The 16863-nt window shown below is 71.2% G+C and carries 16 protein-coding genes; 5 read left to right on the top strand and 11 right to left on the bottom strand.

What is annotated here, in order from left to right; genetic code table 11:
* The first annotated feature begins 91 nt into the window (after positions 1 to 91).
* The gene (locus tag HW837_RS46600; protein ID WP_045557810.1) at positions 92 to 652 is read left to right on the top strand and encodes a TetR/AcrR family transcriptional regulator; all 561 of its coding nucleotides are present in this window, start codon (positions 92 to 94) and stop codon (positions 650 to 652) included.
* A gap of 124 nt (positions 653 to 776) precedes the next feature.
* Entirely contained in the window at positions 777 to 1814 is a 1038-nt protein-coding gene (locus tag HW837_RS46595) for an MBL fold metallo-hydrolase (protein ID WP_193382092.1), read from the top strand.
* A gap of 9 nt (positions 1815 to 1823) precedes the next feature.
* Here HW837_RS46595 and HW837_RS46590 read toward each other — a convergent pair whose 3' ends face one another.
* Both HW837_RS46590 and HW837_RS46585 read right to left on the bottom strand, forming a co-directional pair.
* A complete protein-coding gene (locus tag HW837_RS46590) occupies positions 1824 to 2846 on the bottom strand; it encodes a MaoC family dehydratase (protein WP_196790401.1) in 1023 nt (340 codons plus the stop codon).
* A 53-nt stretch (positions 2847 to 2899) separates the two neighbouring features.
* Positions 2900 to 3787, bottom strand: coding sequence for an HpcH/HpaI aldolase/citrate lyase family protein (locus tag HW837_RS46585; RefSeq protein WP_196790402.1), 888 nt, complete (start codon positions 3785 to 3787; stop codon positions 2900 to 2902).
* Positions 3788 to 3870: 83 nt separating this feature from the next.
* Here HW837_RS46585 and HW837_RS46580 point away from each other — a divergent pair, with 83 nt between their 5' ends.
* The 3 genes from HW837_RS46580 to HW837_RS46570 are packed head-to-tail and all read left to right on the top strand — an operon-like array spanning position 3871 to position 6833.
* The gene (locus HW837_RS46580) at positions 3871 to 5028 is read left to right on the top strand and encodes an acyl-CoA dehydrogenase family protein (RefSeq protein ID WP_045557813.1); all 1158 of its coding nucleotides are present in this window, start codon (positions 3871 to 3873) and stop codon (positions 5026 to 5028) included.
* Between the two features lie 37 nt (positions 5029 to 5065).
* On the top strand, positions 5066 to 6115 hold the full coding sequence (locus HW837_RS46575; protein WP_045557814.1) for an LLM class F420-dependent oxidoreductase: 1050 nt from the start codon (positions 5066 to 5068) through the stop codon (positions 6113 to 6115).
* Between the two features lie 7 nt (positions 6116 to 6122).
* Positions 6123 to 6833: a TetR/AcrR family transcriptional regulator gene (locus HW837_RS46570; RefSeq protein ID WP_193382093.1), complete on the top strand. Its 711-nt coding sequence runs from the start codon at positions 6123 to 6125 to the stop codon at positions 6831 to 6833.
* Positions 6834 to 6914: 81 nt separating this feature from the next.
* Here the strand turns inward: HW837_RS46570 and HW837_RS46565 are convergent, their stop codons facing one another.
* From HW837_RS46565 to HW837_RS46525, 9 genes are all read right to left on the bottom strand, one after another.
* Positions 6915 to 8057 (bottom strand): CaiB/BaiF CoA transferase family protein, encoded by a 1143-nt coding sequence (locus tag HW837_RS46565; RefSeq protein WP_093792384.1) that lies wholly within the window; start codon positions 8055 to 8057, stop codon positions 6915 to 6917.
* 11 nt (positions 8058 to 8068) lie between these two features.
* On the bottom strand, positions 8069 to 9304 hold the full coding sequence (locus HW837_RS46560; RefSeq protein WP_193382094.1) for an NAD(P)/FAD-dependent oxidoreductase: 1236 nt from the start codon (positions 9302 to 9304) through the stop codon (positions 8069 to 8071).
* Entirely contained in the window at positions 9304 to 9495 is a 192-nt protein-coding gene (locus tag HW837_RS46555) for a ferredoxin (RefSeq protein ID WP_045557817.1), read from the bottom strand. The genes HW837_RS46560 and HW837_RS46555 overlap by 1 nt, the downstream gene beginning before the upstream one ends.
* A complete protein-coding gene (locus tag HW837_RS46550) occupies positions 9495 to 10826 on the bottom strand; it encodes a phytoene desaturase family protein (RefSeq protein WP_045557818.1) in 1332 nt (443 codons plus the stop codon). Before HW837_RS46550 ends, HW837_RS46555 begins: the two co-directional genes overlap by 1 nt.
* A 36-nt stretch (positions 10827 to 10862) precedes the next feature.
* Positions 10863 to 11726, bottom strand: a complete 864-nt coding sequence (locus HW837_RS46545; RefSeq protein WP_193382095.1) for an SDR family NAD(P)-dependent oxidoreductase — start codon at positions 11724 to 11726, stop codon at positions 10863 to 10865.
* A 32-nt stretch (positions 11727 to 11758) separates the two neighbouring features.
* The gene (locus HW837_RS46540; protein ID WP_193382096.1) at positions 11759 to 12925 is read right to left on the bottom strand and encodes an acyl-CoA dehydrogenase family protein; all 1167 of its coding nucleotides are present in this window, start codon (positions 12923 to 12925) and stop codon (positions 11759 to 11761) included.
* A gap of 2 nt (positions 12926 to 12927) precedes the next feature.
* The gene (locus HW837_RS46535; RefSeq protein ID WP_313895672.1) at positions 12928 to 14124 is read right to left on the bottom strand and encodes an enoyl-CoA hydratase-related protein; all 1197 of its coding nucleotides are present in this window, start codon (positions 14122 to 14124) and stop codon (positions 12928 to 12930) included.
* 80 nt (positions 14125 to 14204) lie between these two features.
* On the bottom strand, positions 14205 to 15398 hold the full coding sequence (locus HW837_RS46530) for an acetyl-CoA acetyltransferase (RefSeq protein WP_093792376.1): 1194 nt from the start codon (positions 15396 to 15398) through the stop codon (positions 14205 to 14207).
* Complete coding sequence (locus tag HW837_RS46525) at positions 15395 to 16861, bottom strand: OB-fold domain-containing protein (RefSeq protein WP_093792374.1); 1467 nt, start codon at positions 16859 to 16861, stop codon at positions 15395 to 15397. Before HW837_RS46525 ends, HW837_RS46530 begins: the two co-directional genes overlap by 4 nt.
* Positions 16862 to 16863: the final 2 nt, after the last annotated feature.

The following is a 16863-nucleotide window of genomic DNA, read 5'->3' as shown; positions in this document are numbered from 1 at the left end:
AGTCTTCTTATGGCGACTAGAGCTCGGCACCGAACTCATACGGGCGGGGCGCCTACCATGACTTCCCACACCCCCGACCAGGAGTCCGCGCATGCCCGCACACAAGGATGCCGCCCGCTACTTCGACTGCGCGCTCGCCATCCTCGCCACACAGGGCTACGGCGGACTCAAGCTCGCCCCCCTGTGCGAACGGATGGGCGTGACGACAGGCGCCTTCTATCACCACTTCGCGAACTGGGGCGCCTTCACGGAGGCACTGCTGGACCACTGGCACCGGGAGCGCACCCACCGGCTCGTCGAGCTGGCCCGACGCGAACCGGACCCGCTGGACCAGCTCCAGGTCCTCATCGACGCGGCCATGGAACTCCCGCACGGCGCGGAAGCCGCGATCCGGGCGTGGAGCACGATCGACCCGGCGGTCCACCGGATCCAGGAGAGCGTCGACCTGGAGCGGCACAGCTTCGTCCGGAAGGCGTTCGCCGCCCTGGTCGACCCGGAAGAGGCCGACCGACTCGCCACGCTCGGCATGTACCTGCTGATCGGGTTCGAGCAGGCCGAGTCACTCCGCGACCCGGAAGTGCTCTCGTGGGCGCTGCACGAGCTGAAGAGGACGGCAACCAAGGGAGCGGCACGGCGCTCCGTGCCACGATGACCGGTCCCGCCACGCCCACTCCGGCGCGCCGCTAACCACCCGGCCGGCCGGCGCCCTGACCCACCTGCGAATTTTAATATACGATAGATAAAAACCATCCGCCGTCAGCTTGCAGGAGCATACTTTGGCGCCCCCACTGCTCGAACAACCCGACGACTGGACCGAACCCGGAGCCCACCCCGTGGTGGACCACGTGTACCGCATCCCTCTGACCCTGCCGGTGGACGGGCTGGCGGCGGTCAACGTCTATCTGATCGAGGACGACGACGGCCTGCTGCTGATCGACTCGGGCTGGGCCGGGCCCGACACCGAGAAGGCACTGACCGAAGCGGTGCAGAGCCTCGGACACCGCCTGGACGACATCGGGCAGATCATCGTGACCCACGCCCACTGGGACCACTACACCCAGGCCCTGGCGTTGCGTGAGTCGATCGGCAGCCGGGTCCGGGTCGGCTGGGAAGAGCGCCACACGATCGAGGGCTTCGATCTGGAGGACGGGGTGTGGCCCCGCCAGGTAGAGCTGCTGCGTGAGTGCGGCGCCCCCGAGCTGGCAGCCCTGATCGCCGCCGTACAGGTCGAACAGAGCGACCGGGACATGCCGTTCGGGCCTCCGGACGAGTGGCTGAGGGACGGTGAGCGGATCGATCTCGCACACCGCCGCCTGGACATACGGGCCACGCCCGGCCACACGCGGGGGCATGTCGTGGTCGGGGACCCGACCGACGGCCTGCTGTTCTCCGGTGACCACGTGCTGCCGCACATCACACCGTCGCTGGGCTTCGAACGCTCGCCTGAGCGCTACCCGCTACGGTCCTATCTCGCCTCCCTGCGCTTGACCCGACAGCTGCCGGACGCGCTGCTCCTGCCCGCCCACGGCCCCGTGACCAGGAGCGTCCACACCCGGGTGGACCAGCTGATCGCGCATCACGAGGAGCGGCTGGACGAGGTCCTCCGGCAGGTCGCGGCCGGCGCGGACACGGCCCACGAGGTGGCCCGCGCCCTGCCGTGGACCCGTCGACGGAGCGGGCTCGACGAACTTCCGCCGGTTCACCGGATGACCGCGGTGCTGGAGATCGACGCCCACCTGGATGTCCTGGCCCAGCTGGGAGCGGTCAGCCCGCAACGCGTCGACGGGGTCCGGCGGTTCACGTCGGCCGCGTGACGGTGCTCCTCATGCGAGCACGACCGCATAGCGCCAGTCCAGGACGGAGCGGGCGGGCTCGTCGCCGCCGACGGCGCGGACCTGCGAGCGCAGGTGCGCCAGCCCGCCGTGTTCGCCCAGCGACCGCAGGCGCTCCACGGCCACCGTGCTGTACAGGGTGTCGCCCTCATGGACGGGACCCAGGTGGTCGCAGCTGTGCCAACCCGCCACGGTGACGATGGAGGGCAGGGCTCGGGCGGCCTGCGCGAGGGCCACGCCGATCGTGTGGCCGCCGTAGACGAGCCGCCGCCCGCCCGCGGCATGCCGGTCGTGGTGCACCATGGCCACGTTGAGCGTGAGCCGGGCCAACTCGGGAGCGCCCGACACGACGTCCCCGCCGCCGACCTCCCAGACCATGCCCTCGGCCAGATCAGCGAACCGGGGTCCGGCCACCCGCCGAGCGAACCGGTCGAGTCGCCATCCCCGCACCACCGCGGCTAGCCCCGCGTCGTCGGGTTCGGCACCCACGGCGTCGAGGTCGGCCGCGTGGTGGGTACCGGCTTCCGGGTCCCGCAGGGGCAGCATGGCGCACCGCCAGAAATCCAGTACCGGGCGATCGTGCTGGTCGGTGGTGGTGATGCGCAGGGCGGCCAGACCAGTGGGACGGCGCCCGGGACGCGCCTTGTTGCGACGCAGGGCGACGACCTCCGTGGAGGTACGCAGCGTGTCGCCGATGAGCGGCGTGCGGCGCAGGACCAGGCCACGGTAGAAGAGATTGGCTTTCACATGATGGGTGGCCAGCGTGGACTGGCCGATCGCCACGTCCCAGACCAGGGCGGGATGGGCGAGGGTGGCCTGGCCCGTCACGGCGCGGCTCAGTTCCTCGTCCAGCGGGAGCGCGAGCCGGTCCCCCACGATCGACTGGTGGGTGGCGGCGTGACCGGAGGTCAGGGTCACCCCGGGCGCCCCGCCGAACACCTGCCCCACGGCGAGTTCGTCGAAGTACGGCCCCTCGGCCGTACGTGCCGTCTCCTTCGGGATCGCCGCACTCACTCCCGTGCCCCTCTCTTCCTCGGCCGTCGATGACTCGCCTTCAGGAGCGGTGCTCACGCTGTCGCCCTTCCCACGCGGGCGAGTATCCGGCGTGCGGCGACCGCCACGGCCTCGTCGACCATGTGTCCGTCCACGACGACGGCGCCCTCGGCGCGCGCGTGCCCCCGCTCCAGGGCGGTCAGCACCGTCCGGGCCCTCGCCACCTCATCGGGCGACGGTGTGAACGCCTCGTTGACCTGGGCGATCTGACGGGGATGGATGACCCATTTGCCGTCGAAGCCGAGGCGCGCGGCACGGCGCACCTGCCCGGCGAACTCCTCGTCGGCGGCCACCCCGAGATACGGACCGTCCACGGCGGCGAGGCCTGCCCCGCGAGCCGCTGTCAGGATCTCGTCCTGCGTGCGCAGCCAGGTTTCCGCCGGCGCGTCGGCGGCTCGCCCGAGCGACGCGGCCAGGTCGGCGTAGCCGATGATCAGGGTGGTCAGCCGGGGCGTCGCCGTCACGATCTCGCGCAGGTTGGCCAGTCCCGCCGCCGTCTCGATCAGTGCCTGTACGGGGACCGGGTCGACGCGGTTGACGGCTGCCTCCGCGCCCGCCAGCAGCCGGTCCACGAAGGCGAGGTCACCGGCCGACTCGACCTTGGGCAGCACCACGGACACCCGCGTGCCCTGCCGCGCACACGCGACGACGTCCTCGTGACACCACGGTGTCCGGGGCGCGTTCACCCGGACCGCGATCCACGGACCGGCCTCCGGCGCACGGGCCAGCCAGGCGGTGACGCGTTCCCGTGCGTCCGCCTTGGCCGTGGCCGCGACCGCGTCCTCGAGGTCGAGCACGATCTCGTCCGCTTCCGACGCGAGGGCCTTCGCCATCTTGTGCTCGTCCGAGCCGGGTACCGACAGACGTGCCCTGAGCGCACCCGCCGAAATATTCGCGGTCACCTCGTCCCCTCTCCCTCATTATCTAATCTAAATTAGACTATAATCGAGCGACGCGAGTCCGGTAGCCGAGTGAGGAGACCTCTATGCCCACCCTGTCCGAGGAGGAACAGGACGTCGTCGATGTCGTCCGGGAGTTCGTCGACCGGGATGTGCGGCCCGTGGTGCGGGAGCTGGAGCACGCCAACGAGTATCCCGAGAAACTGATCGAGCAGATGAAGGCGCTCGGGATCTACGGCCTGGCCGTCCCGGAGTCCTACGGCGGGGCGCCGGTGTCCACGTCCTGCTATGTCGGCGTGACCGAACAGCTGGCCCGCGGCTGGATGAGCCTGGCCGGGGCGATGGGCGGCCACACGGTCGTCGCCAAGCTCCTCCTCGCCTTCGGCACCGAGGAGCAGAAGAGCCGCTACCTGCCGAAGATGGCGACGGGGGAACTGCGGGCCACGATGGCGCTCACCGAGCCGGGCGGCGGCTCCGATCTCCAGGCCATGGGCACCGTCGCCCGTCGGCGGCCGGACGGCGACTACGTCGTCTCCGGCGCCAAGACCTGGATCAGCAACGCCCGCCGCTCCGGACTCATCGCACTGCTGTGCAAGACGGACCCCGACGCCTCGCCCCGCCACAAGGGCATCAGCATCCTGCTCGTCGAGCACGGCCCCGGCCTCACCGTCTCCCGCGACCTGCCCAAGCTGGGCTACAAGGGCGTCGAGAGCTGCGAACTCTCCTTCGACGGCTACCGGGCGCCGGGCGACGCGCTCCTGGGCGGCGTCGAAGGACACGGGTTCGCACAGATGATGAAGGGCCTGGAGACGGGCCGTATCCAGGTCGCCGCGCGGGCACTCGGTGTCGGTCAGGCGGCCCTGGACGACGCCCTGCGTTACGCCCAAGAGCGCGAGAGCTTCGGCAAGCCGATCTGGCGGCACCAGGCGGTCGGCCACCGTCTCGCCGACATGGCCACGAAGCTCGTCGCGGCACGACAGCTGGTGCTGTACGCCGCGGAACGCCACGACTCCGGGGACCGGTGCGACATGGAGGCGGGCATGGCCAAGCTGTTCGCCTCCGAGACCGCCATGGAGATCGCGCTCGACGCGGTCCGGATCCACGGGGGGTACGGCTACTCCACCGAGTACGACGTCGAGCGCTACTTCCGCGACGCCCCCCTGATGATCGTCGGCGAGGGCACCAACGAGATCCAGCGCAACGTCATCGCCGCCCAGCTGGTCGACAGAGGCGGTCTGGCGTGAACCGGCCACCGCAGTCCACGACCGACCGGAGGACCACGTGAAACTCTCGATGCTGCTGTCCAAGTACACCGGCGATCCGGTGGCCACCGCCGGCCTCGTGCGCGACCTGGAGTCCGCGGGCCTGGACCTGGTGTGGGTCCCCGAGGCCTACGGTTTCGACGCCATGACCCTCGTCGGCTATCTCGCCGCGACAACCGAACGGATCCGGATCGGCACCGGCATCGTCAACGTCTTCAGTCGCACCCCCACCCTCCTGGCCATGAGTGCCGCCGCCGCGGACAGCCTCTCCCGGGGCCGTTTCGCCCTCGGTCTCGGCGCTTCCGGGCCGCAGGTCGTCGAAGGCTTCCACGGGGTGCCGTTCGACCGGCCGATGCGGCGGATCACCGAGACGATCGAGATCTGCCGGAAGACGTGGCGGCGCCAGGAACCCCTCACCCATGACGGCAGGGTCTACCAACTGCCCCTGCCCGCGGACCGCGGAACCGGGCTCGGCAAGCCGCTGCGGCTGATCAACCATCCGTACCGCGCCGACATCCCCGTCTACTGGGCCTCACTGATGGAACGCTCGGTGACCGCGACGGCCGAAGTGGCGGACGGCTGGCTTCCGTTGTTCTTCATGCCGGACAAGGCGGCGGAGGTCTTCGGGCCCGCGCTCGCCGCGGGAACCGCACGCCGCTCCCCCGAACTGCCACCGCTCGACATCGTCGCCGGCGGCCCGGTCGCCGTCGGGGAGAACCTCCCGGTCGACGACCTGCTCGACCTGGAACGGCCCACGGCCGCCCGGTACATCGGCGGTATGGGCTCCCGCGACAAGAACTTCTACAACGACCTGGCCCGCCGATACGGCTTCGAGGCCGAGGCCGAGCTCATCCAGGACCTCTATCTGGACGGCAAGAAGAAGGAGGCCGAGGCCGCGGTCCCCCGGGAGTGGCTGGCCCGGACCACGCTGATCGGTCCGCCGGGTCTGGTGGCGGAACGGATCCACGCGTACCGGGAGGCCGGCGTGACGACCCTGAACCTGGACCCGGTGGGGCCGGACCCGGCCGGCACAGTGGAGGCCGTCCGGCGGCTGGTCGACGACCTATAGTTGACCCGTGCCTAGAAAATCCGCGGGTAAGCCGCCGGCCGATCCGTCCGACTCCAAGTCGGCGCGCACACGCGAACGCATCCTGGACGCGGCGGCCCACGTCCTCAGCCGCAAGGGCTACGCCGGAACACGGCTGAGTGACGTGGCGGAGCAGGCGGAGATCCAGGCTCCCGCCATCTACTACTACTTCTCCTCCCGGGAAGTACTGATCGAAGAGGTCATGTGGGTCGGTGTGGCCCGCCTGAGGGAGCATGTGGCGGAGGCGCTCGAAGCGCTCCCGCCGGACACCACCCCCATGGACCGCATCGACACCGCCGTGGAGGAACACCTGCGCTTTCAGCTGGCCATCTCCGACTTCGCCACCGCCGCGATCCGCAACGCGGGCCAGGTCCCCGAGGACATCCGCACCCGGCAGCTCGCCGAGGAGGGCAAGTACGGAGACATCTGGCGCACGCTCGTCCAAGACGCCCAGAAGGCGGGTGAACTCCGCGCCGACCTCGAACCCCGAGTCGCCCGGATGCTGGTCCTGGGCGCCCTGAACTGGGCGACCGAGTGGTGGAATCCCCGCCAGGGCTCGCTGGACGTCGTGGTACGCACCGCGAAATCCCTGGTGCGGCACGGCCTGGAAGTGTCTACCACGCAGGAACAGGGCGGCGCGCGGCTGTCAGGGGGTTCCCGGGGCCGGCGGACGGCCACGTCGGCGAGCCGAACGGCCTGAGAGACGCATACAGGGGCCTCAGGAGCTTCCCCGCTTCAGAGCGTAATCTAATGTAAATTAGAGAATTAGCGTGACAAAAAGTCAGGCCTGCACGGCGGCGCCCGACGACAGCAAGCCCTCGGCGTCCTCGACGTCCCACGACGTGAGGACGTCGGCGGTGTGCCGGCCCGGCACCGGCGGGGGCGATCCGAGAGCGGTGGGCGTCGCGGAGAAGCGGGGTGCGGGCGCCGGCTGGAGGACGCCGTCGCGTTCCACGAGTGTGCCGCGGGCCCTGATGTGCGGGTGGTTCGACGCTTCGCGCAGGCTCAGTACCGGCGCCACGCACGCGTCCGACGTGGAGAACGCCTTGGCCCATTCGTCCTGGGTACGGCTCGCGAACGCCGCCGCGAGGCGCTCGCGCAGCCGTGGCCAACCGGTGCGGTCGTGCTGGACGGCGGGGTCCTCGTCGAGTCCGAGAACGGCGAGCAGTTCCGCGTAGAACTTCGGTTCCAGGGCGCCGACCGCCATGTGACGGCCGTCGGAGGTCTCGTACACCGCGTAGAACGGCGCTCCGCCGTCCAGGAGGTTCACGCCGCGCTCGTCCTGCCACGTTCCGGTCGCCAGCATCATGTGGGTGCCGGCTAGCAGATGGGCCGTGCCGTCCACGATGGCGGCGTCCACGACCTGCCCCCGGCCGGTGCGCTCGGCCTCACGCAGGGCGGCCAGGACTCCGATGACGAGGTACGTCCCGCCGCCACCGAAGTCGCCGACGAGATTGAGCGGGATCTGCGGCGGGCCGCCGGCGCGACCGACGGCGTGCAGGGCGCCCGTCAGGGCGATGTACCCGATGTCGTGCCCGGCCAGTCGGGCCAGCGGCCCGTCCTGGCCCCAGCCGGTCATACGGCCGTAGACCAGGCGCGGGTTCCTGGCGAGGCAGTCGTCGGGGCCGAGACCGAGCCGCTCGGCGACTCCCGGGCGGTAACCCTCGATGAGGATGTCAGCCCGGGCCGCCATGTCCAGTACGGCCCGCACGGCGTCCGGTCGCTTCAGGTCGAGCAGGACCGACTTCTTCCCCCGGTTGAGGACGTCCACGTGCTCGAAGCCCGGGAACAGCCCGCTGCCGCCGGGGCGGTCGACCCGGACCACCTCGGCGCCCAGGTCCGCCAGGGTCATGCCCGCGAACGGGCCCGGGCCGATGCCCGCGAGTTCCAGCACCCTGCATCCCGAGAGCGGGCCGTCTGCCATCTTCTTCCCTCTCATACGTCGGCGGTCTGCCGGGATTCGCTCCGTGACCGGGCGAACGCGAGCCCTTCCTCCCACGAGGCGCCCCGGGCGACGAGTCGCCGGTATTTCATGATCTCGGTGGGCCTGTTGACGGCCAGGGCCCCCACCAGCCGGTCACCCGCGCGGTACAGGGCGACGCCTTGGTGGTCGCGCTCGATGTCGCCGTCGGCCACGGCGATCTCCTCCGCGTCGGGGACGCCGACGAACTGGATACGGGTGTCGTACTGGTCGGACCAGAAGTAGGGCACTGTCGCGTAGCCCTTCGCCGCCCCGGGGTTCAGGGCGTTGCGGGCGGCGAGGGCCCCCTGTTCGGCCGCGCTGGTCCAGTGCTCCAGGCGCATGGGCCGGTCGAAGACGGGGTTGTGCCAGCGGGCGACATCGCCCGCCGCATACACGTTCTCGGCTCCGGTGCGGAGTGTCTCGTCGCAGACCACGCCGTCGTCCAGGGTCAGGCCGGAACCCTCCAGCCAGTCGGTGGCGGGTACCGCGCCGGTGCCGACGACGACCAGGTCGGCGTCGAGCACGCTCCCGTCGGAGAGCCGGACCCTTTCGACCCGGCCCTCCCCCTCCAGCGCGGTGACGCTCAGCCCGCACCGCAGATCGGTGCCGTGGCGCCGGTGCAGGGAGGCGAGAGCGCCTCCCATGGTCTCGCCGACAGCACGTACCAGCGGCGTCGCCTGTGCCTCGACCACGACGACGTCCAGCCCGCGTTTCCTGGCGGCGGCAGCGGTCTCGGCGCCGATGAAACCGGCGCCGATCACCACGGTCCGCGCCCCGGCGTCGAGGGCACGTCGGACGGCGGCCGCGTCGTCCAGGGTGCGCAGCGTGTGTACGCCTGTCAGGCCCTCGGTGCCGGGCAGCCGGCGCGCGGTCGCGCCGGTGGCGATGACCAGGGCGTCGTAGCCGATGGGCCGCTCACCGACGACGACCGTACGGGCCGCGGTGTCCAGGCACGTGGCGGGGGCGCCCAGCAGGAGTTCCGCGCCGAGTTCGGTGCGGAACACCTCCTTGGTGCGGAAGGTCGGCGGTGGCACGTCCGCACCGTTCGCGTCGAGGAACTGCTTGGAGAGCGGGGGCCGGTCGTACGGGAGGTGCGGCTCGGCCCCGACGAGGGTGATCCGCCCCTCGAAACCGCCTTTGCGTGCGGCCTCGACGGCCCGGAGCCCGGCCAGGGACGCGCCGACGACGACCAGCTGGCGGGTTCCCATCAGGGCTCCAGCCGGAGGGCCTCGGTCGGGCAGCCCGCGATGGCTTCCTCGACGTCGGAAAGAGTCCCTGGGGGGACGGTCTCCGTCATCAGCACGAGTTCGCCCTCGTCGTTCACTTCGAACACGTCGGGTGCCAGGGACTCGCAGATACCCAGACCTGTGCACTTGGAACGGTCAACGGTGATCTTCATCAGTGCTCCTTCGGGGCTCCGGTCGGCTCGGCCGCGACGCCGACCGGGTGGTGTCGCAGGATCTGTTCGACGACGAGCTTCGCGGTCTCCGCGCAGGCCGTGGTGCCGCCGTTGGCGTACTCCTTGACCGCGTCGCCGACGTTCCAGAGGTTGGGGACGGGAGTGGTGTTCGGGAGGTCGAAGCCCGCCACAGCACGTTGCGGAGGCCAGCCGTCGCGGGTGACGACGGTGGACAGGATCCGGGCGCGATCGAAACCCGGGATCTGGTCGCGGAGATCGGCCATGAGCAGCTCGGTCTCGGCCGCCTCGTCGAAGTCGCCGACAGCCGGCTGCGGGACGGCCGTACCCACGTAGAGGTGCCAGCCCTCCGGTGCCATCTCCGGGCAGGTCGCGGTGAAGTTGGCGACGTAGCACATGCGGCGGGTGCTGGCGAAACTGAGGAGGCCCGGTGCCTCGACCAGGCGCTCCTGGCTGGCGAAGTTGACCGAGATCATCGCGCAGGGCCGGTCGCCGCGCCGTACCGAGGTCAGGTACTCCTCGGAAAAGTGCTCCTCGCCGGCGAGTGTCACGGTGGCGGCCGGCCCGATGTCGCTGACCGCCAACCGGCAGGCGACCTCGGTGTCCTGGCCGTCGCGGGCGACGACGGCGCCGGTGACCCGGCCGGCGTCCACCGTCAGGCTGCGCACCTCGCTGTCCAGCCAGACCTCACCGCCGCCGGCGGTGACCACGTCGGCGAGCGCGCGCCAGATCCCGATGGTGCCGTCGGGACAGAACCCGAACTTCTTGAAGGCGCTCTTGCGGGTGAAGTAGGTGAGGAAGACACGGGCGGGCAGTTCCTCGGAACTCACCGCGAAGACCGATCCGCACATGTTGCGGAAGACACCGTGTACGGATTCGTTCTTGGTGTACCGGCGGATCCAGTCGGCGGTGGACAGTTCGGCGTCGGGCAGGCCGCTGTCCTCGCGGGCGGCACCGAGGCCGCCGAGGAGCTTGGCGCCCTGGCGGGTGAGCTTGGACAGCAGCATGCCCCAGCCGCCGCCGGTCACGTCGATGTCCTTGCCGCCGATGCGGTACAGGATGGGCGGGTTGGCCCGGCGGACGTCGAACTTGGCACCGACCTCCTGGAAGGTCTCCTCGGTGATGCCGCCCACCTCGATGACGATGGCCCCGTTGTTGACCTTGAAGCCGTCGATGTCGTGGGTGGAGGCCCGCCCGCCCACACGGTCGAGGCGTTCCACCACGAGGGTGCGGTAACCGTGGTGGGTCAGGCGGGCGGCGGTGAACAGGCCGCCCGCGCCGGCGCCGATGACCAGGGCGTCGAAGGATTTCACGAAGGCTGTCTCCTTTACGGGCTCAGGTTTCCGGGCTCAGGCCAGCGGATTGGTGCCGACGGCGGCGCCGTCCATGTCGGTGATGTCGGACCAGCGGTCGGCGACGTCCTGGAGGCTCGGGGTGCCGGCGAAGGTCACCCCCTTGGAGGCGAAGTACGCGACCCGCTGGACGCGGTCGCCGCCGGCGATCAGCACCGTTCCGGTGTCGGTGCATTCGTCGGTCAGCAGATGGGCGACGACGGGTGCCACGAACTCGGCCGGCAGCCGCTCCAGGAGTTCGGCGGGGGCGGCGTCCTCACTCATCCGGGTCCTGGCCAGCGGTGCGACCGCGTTGGCGAGGATGTTGTACTTGCGCCCCTCGACGGCGAGCGTGTTGACCAGGCCGACCAGGCCGAGCTTGGCGGCGCCGTAGTTGGCCTGTCCGAAGTTGCCGTAGAGCCCGGAGGTGGAGGTGGCCATGACCACCCGGCCGTGTCCCTGCTCGCGGAAGTGCGGCCAGGCGGCGCGGGTGACGTGGTACCCGCCGAAGAGGTGCACGCGCTGCACGGCCTCCCACTGGTCCACCGTCATCTTCGCGAAGGACGCGTCCCGCAGGATGCCCGCGTTGTTGACCACGCCGTGCACGGCCCCGTACTCCCGCAGGGCGGTGCCGATCACGCCGATTGCGCCCTCCTCGGTGGCCACGCTGTCGTAGCTGGCGACCGCCTGGCCGCCCGCGGCCCGGATCTCGGCGACGACGGCGTCGGCCATCGTGTTGCCCGATCCGGTGCCGTCCCGCGCGCCACCGAGGTCGTTGACGACGACTCGGGCGCCGTGCCGGGCCAACAGCAGCGCGTACTCGCGCCCCAGCCCGCCGCCCGCGCCGGTCACCACGACGACCCGGTCCTGTACTCCTGCCATATGGGTACTCCTCGTTGCTCGGGATGGAGGGATCAGTACGAGTTCGGCAGGCCGAGGCTGTGCTGGGCCACGAAGTTGAGCACCATCTCCCGGCTGACCGGGGCGGTGCGCAGCATGCGGGCGACGAACCACAGGTCGGCCAGGCCGTACTCGCGGGACAGGCCGTTGCCGCCATGGGTCTGGATCGCCTGGTCGAGGGCCCTGAGAGAGGCTTCGGCGGCGGTGAACTTCGCGATGTTGGCCGCCGCCGCGGCGTCCTGTCCGGCGTCGAACAGCTCCGCGCTGCGGGCCGTGGCGAGCCGGGCGAGCTCGACCCCGATGTGCGCTTCCGCGAGGGGGTGGGAGATGCCCTGATGAGCTCCGATCGGAGCGGACCACACCGTGCGTTCGCGGGCGTAGTCGCGGGCCTTGCCCACCGCGTAGCGGCCGATGCCGTTGCTGAGCGCCGATGCGGTGATGCGCTCGGGGTTGAGGCCGGCGAAGACCTGCCGCAGGCCCTTGCCGCGCTCCCCGATCAGGGCGTCGCCGGTCACCCGGACGTCGTCGAAGAACAGGGTGAACTGTTTGTCCGGGCAGACCAGTTCGGTCTCGATGGGCTGGAACTGCAGGCCGGGCGAGTCGACGGGAACAACGAACAGGGACAGCGGGCTGCGTCCGGACGCCGAGGGGGCGAGGTCGCCGTCCCGGGTGACGACGAGCACGGCGTCCGCCTCGTTCAGGGCGGATATGAAGTACTTGGAGCCCGAGATGCGCCAACCCTCGCCGTCGGAGCGCGCGGTGGTGGTGATGGCATGGCTGTTGGATCCGGCGTCCGGCTCGGTGATGGCGAACGCCATCCTCCGGCGACCCGTGGCGATGTCCGGCAGCCAGGCCCGCTTCATCTCCGGCGAGGCGTGGGCAGCGAGGATCGAGCCGCAGATGGCGGGCGAGATGACGCTGCTGAGGAGCGGCATGCCATGCGCCGACAACTCCTCGAGGACCACCACGAGTTCGGCGAGACCCGCGCCCCCGCCCCCGTACTCCTCGGGAAGGTGGACGCCCAGCAGCCCGGCCTCCCCCAGTTCGCTCCACAGCTCCTCCACGCCCGCGCCCGTCCGGGCACGTTCGCTGTAGTACGCGTGCCCGTAGCGGGCGGCGATCTTGGCGGTGCTCTCCCGGATCAGCCGATGCTCGTCGCTGTCCGTGATCAGTGTTGTCATCGCTACCGTCCCTGGAACGTGGGCTTGCGCTTGTCGATGAAGGCGGCGACGGCCGCCGAGGCGTCCGATGTCCGGGCGGTGCGGGAGATCGCGTCCGCCTCGGCCGCCAACTGCTCGGCCAGCGTGGCCGACCAGGTTTCGCGCAGCAGGCGGCGGATCTCGCCATGGGCGCGGGTGGGGCCGTCGGCCAGTCGCCGGGCGACCGCGAGGGCTTCGTCGGCCAGTTCACCGGCCGGCAGCACGCGTGTCGCCAAGCCCCATTCGACGGCCTCGTGAGCGTCGAGCACCCGCTGTTCGAAGTAGAACTCGGCTGCCCGGCGGGGTCCCACGAGCCTCGGCAGGAACCAGGAGTTGCCACCGTCACCGGACAGCCCGAGGGCCGTGAACCCGGAGGCGAACTTGGTGCCCTCGGCGGCCAGCACGATGTCGGCGCAGTACAGCAGCCCCAGCCCGCCGCCCGCGACCGCGCCGTGCGCGGCGCACACGATCGGCGCGTCGAGCCTGCTGAGCAGACGAAGCGCCTCGTGGTAGGGCGAGATCATCCTGCGCAACGCGCCGGGCAGTTGGGCGCCGGCGTTGTCCGCGAAGACGGCGATGTCGCCGCCCACGGTGAGGGCGGGACCGTCGCCCGTGATCAGTACCGCCCGCACGTCCGGATCGGCGGCCAGACGCTGGGCGACCTCGTACAGGTCGTCGGCCATGGCCTGGTCGAGGGCGTTGCGGACGTACGGGCGGTCGAGCCGGAGCTCGGCGAGTCCGTCGGTGACGCGGAGGACCACGGTCGACAGGGCCCGGCCGGTGACCAGGGCCTCGGACCAGCGTGCGCTGTCCGTCAGTTGGACGAGGCCGGCGATCCGCTCACCCTCGAAGCTCAGGAGGTGCAAGAACTCCGCGTCGAGCTTGCCGCCGCCTTGTCTCGCCTCGCCCACGTACCGGCCGGTGACCAGCAGGTCGCCGTCTTCGAGGTGGCGGAAACCCACAGGTTCCGCCCGGGCGTCGTAGCTTCTGGCGATCCGGCCCCAGAACTCGCGGCGCATGGCGTCGGACCCGGTGTACGTCCCGCCCAGGCCCAGCGGGAGTCCCTCGGTGGTCCGGCCCTCGAACGCGGGATGCAGGATCCGGTCGAGCCGCTCGCGGTCTCCGTGGGCCAACGCCCGGTAGAGCTCGGCCGCCACCGCCTCTTTCCCATCGTGTCGCACGCTCACAGCCTCCAGTTTCGAATCTAATATAAATAAGATTCCGACTCCGGGTCAACGCCCCTTCCGCCGGGCGGGACCGGTCACCCCGGGTCGGGACCCACGACCGAGACGAACGAGACGCATCCGCCCGGCCGCCCGCCCAGGTTGTGGGTGAGGCCGAGACGCGGATCCGTCAGCTGGCGCTCGCCCGCCTCACCGCGGAACTGCAGCCAGCACTCGTACAGCATCCGCAGGCCGCTGGCCCCGACGGGATGACCGAAGGACTTCAGCCCGCCGTCGGGGTTCACGGGCAGCCGGCCGTCCAGCTCGAAGGCCCCGTCCAGGACGTCCTTCCACGCCTGGCCGCGCTCGGCGAACCCCAGGTCCTCCATCAGCACCACCTCGGTCGGGGTGAAGCAGTCGTGCACCTCGGCGAGCGATATCTGCGTGCCCGGGTCGGTGACGCCCGCTTGCCGGTAGGCGTCGGCGGCGGCGTGGACCACCTCCGGGAAGGTGGTGTAGTCGTAGCCGGGGTCCATGGCTCCACTGACGGCCCCCGCGACCAGGGACAGCCCCTTCACGTACATCGGCCGGTCCGTGTAGCGCAGGGCGTCCTCGGCCCGGACTATCAGGGCGCAGGCGGCGCCGTCGGAGACCCCGGAGCAGTCGAAGACCCCGAGCCGTCCGGCCACCAGGGGCGCCCGCTCGATCGTCTCCTTGGCGACCACGGAGCGGAACTGGGCCTTGGGGTTGCGGGCGCCGTTGGCGTGGTTCTTCCAGGCGACGTGCGTCATCGCCTCCCGCATCGCGGCCGGATCCACCCCGTACCGCGCGCAGTACGCCGGATCGAGCAGGGAGAAGGCGGCCGGCGCGGTCAGTGACAGCTCGGGCGCCGTGCCGTCGCCCGGCGGGTCGGAGCGCAGCAGTCCGGAGAAGCCGGAGTCCTTCAGCTTCTCCACACCGACGGCCATCACCCGGTCGTACGCCCCGGAGGCGACCGCGTAGCAGGCGTTGCGGAAGGCCTCCGATCCGGTGGCGCAGTAGTTCTCGACCCGGGTGACGGGCTTGTGATCCAGGGCCAGCGGGCGGCTGAGCGTGAGGCCGGACTGTCCGGAGCCGAGGGTGCCCAGCCAGTAGGCGTCCACGTCCTCGGCCGCCAGGGCCGGGGTCCCGTCGAAGCACTCCTGGGTCGCGTCGAGGAGCAGGTCGTCCGCCGAACGCTCCCAGTGCTCGCCGAAGGATGTGCACCCCATGCCGACGACCGCGACCCTGTCGCGGATCCCGTTGCTGCTCATGCCGTGCCCTCCCGCTCACTCTTGTCCGCCGCAGCGGAGGCCTTCGAACCGGCCGTCGCACGAGCCGTCGTACCGGCCGTCGTACGGGCCTTCCAGAAGTAGTTGTGCACGCCGCCCGCGGTGTGCAGCCGCCGGAAGACCGGCTCGACCCGTACACCCACGTCGAGTTCGTCGGCCACCGTGTCGGCGATCTCCAGCGTGCAGCGCCCGCCGCCGTCGAAGTCGACCACCGCGTCGATCAGCGGGGGCGAGGGCGAGTGGGCGAGCCGGTCGACGGTGTACGTCGCCACCGTGCCGGTCGTCCCGGCCAGCGGCACGGCCGCCATCGCGTCCACCGCGCCGCAGTCCTTGCACACCCGGGCGGGCGGCAGGTGGACGAAGCCGCAGTTCTCGCAGCGGCTGCCGGTGAACCCGAACTTCCACCCCTCCCCGCGTGCCGACGGCGGTCCTGCCGGCCGATCCGGTTCGGGCCTGCGCGGCGGCTCCCGCTCCAGCCACCCGCGCCAGGTCAGATACGTCGGGTACGGGACAGGCCGGCCCTCGGCGAGTTGCCGGGCGAGGGGGTCGTGCTGCCTGGCCGAGGGGAGGCGGTCGGTGGTCCGCAGCAGGAGGGCGTCGCAGCCGTCGGCGGCGGAGAGCAGCAGGATGGTCTCGTCGGCGCCGGCGCGGTCGAGGACGTCGGCCAGGGCGAGCCCGGCGTCGGCCGCTCCGGAATGCCCGAGGGGTGAGCCGCTCGCCGACAGACGTGCGGGGAAGACCTTGGCGGCGCGCTTGCGGACGGCCGCGTTCGGTGAGACGAGCAGCACGTGGTCGGGCTGTCCGGTGCCGGCGGCTTTCAGAGCGCGCTGTGCGGTGTCCTCGATCAGCGGCAGGTAGCGTTCCAGGCCGAACCGTTCCTCCCACTGCTCGCCGGACGGGCTCCCCGGGGTGCGCCAGCGGTCGAGGAACTCGGCGGTGGCCGAGGTGTGGGCGAGGATCTCGGCGACCGCCGCGTCCGCCGCGCCGAAGAGGAAGGCCGCCGCGCCGTCTCCCCCGTCCCGCTCGTCGGCCGAGCCGGGGCGCCCGGTGCGGACGTCGGACAGTACGGCGAGACCGCCGTCGAACCCGGCGGCGCGCAGCGCGGCGATCCCGGAGCGCGCGGAGCCTGCCAGGTCCGCCGCGAAGGTGTCGCGCGGCAGGCCGAGTGCGGCGTGCAGGGCGCAGGCGTTGGTCTTGTCGAGGTAGGCGGGAGAGGTGGTCGCGAAGTACAGCGACGCCGGTGCGGGCGGGGCGGGCCGCAGGCGGCGGGCGGCTTCGACGCCCATGGTGGTGCTGTCCTCGTCGAAGGAGGCGGCCACACGGGCGCCGCGGCCCGCGCGGACACCGAGGGCGGTGCCCAGTTCGTCACGCATGACGCGGTGCCGGGGAAGGTAGGTGGCGTAGGAGACGATGCCGTAAGGGCTGCGGGGCAGGGTGGTCGTCATGG

This window comes from Streptomyces caniscabiei (assembly GCF_014930365.1).
GTDB classification, from domain to species: Bacteria; Actinomycetota; Actinomycetes; order Streptomycetales; family Streptomycetaceae; genus Streptomyces; species Streptomyces caniscabiei.
The sequence above is the reverse complement of the archived record's forward strand: the minus strand, read 5'-3'. Positions and strand labels throughout refer to the sequence as shown.

What these genes read in the sequence shown, in the direction of transcription:
- HW837_RS46600 (WP_045557810.1), top strand. Translation starts at nt 92, where the DNA reads ATGCCCGCACACAAGGATGCCGCCCGCTACTTCGACTGCGCGCTCGCC.
- HW837_RS46580 (WP_045557813.1), top strand. Translation starts at nt 3,871, where the DNA reads ATGCCCACCCTGTCCGAGGAGGAACAGGACGTCGTCGATGTCGTCCGG.
- HW837_RS46565 (WP_093792384.1), bottom strand. Translation starts at nt 8,057, where the DNA reads ATGGCAGACGGCCCGCTCTCGGGATGCAGGGTGCTGGAACTCGCGGGC.
- HW837_RS46560 (WP_193382094.1), bottom strand. Translation starts at nt 9,304, where the DNA reads ATGGGAACCCGCCAGCTGGTCGTCGTCGGCGCGTCCCTGGCCGGGCTC.
- HW837_RS46555 (WP_045557817.1), bottom strand. Translation starts at nt 9,495, where the DNA reads ATGAAGATCACCGTTGACCGTTCCAAGTGCACAGGTCTGGGTATCTGC.
- HW837_RS46545 (WP_193382095.1), bottom strand. Translation starts at nt 11,726, where the DNA reads ATGGCAGGAGTACAGGACCGGGTCGTCGTGGTGACCGGCGCGGGCGGC.
- HW837_RS46540 (WP_193382096.1), bottom strand. Translation starts at nt 12,925, where the DNA reads ATGACAACACTGATCACGGACAGCGACGAGCATCGGCTGATCCGGGAG.
- HW837_RS46530 (WP_093792376.1), bottom strand. Translation starts at nt 15,398, where the DNA reads ATGAGCAGCAACGGGATCCGCGACAGGGTCGCGGTCGTCGGCATGGGG.
- HW837_RS46525 (WP_093792374.1), bottom strand. Translation starts at nt 16,861, where the DNA reads ATGACGACCACCCTGCCCCGCAGCCCTTACGGCATCGTCTCCTACGCC.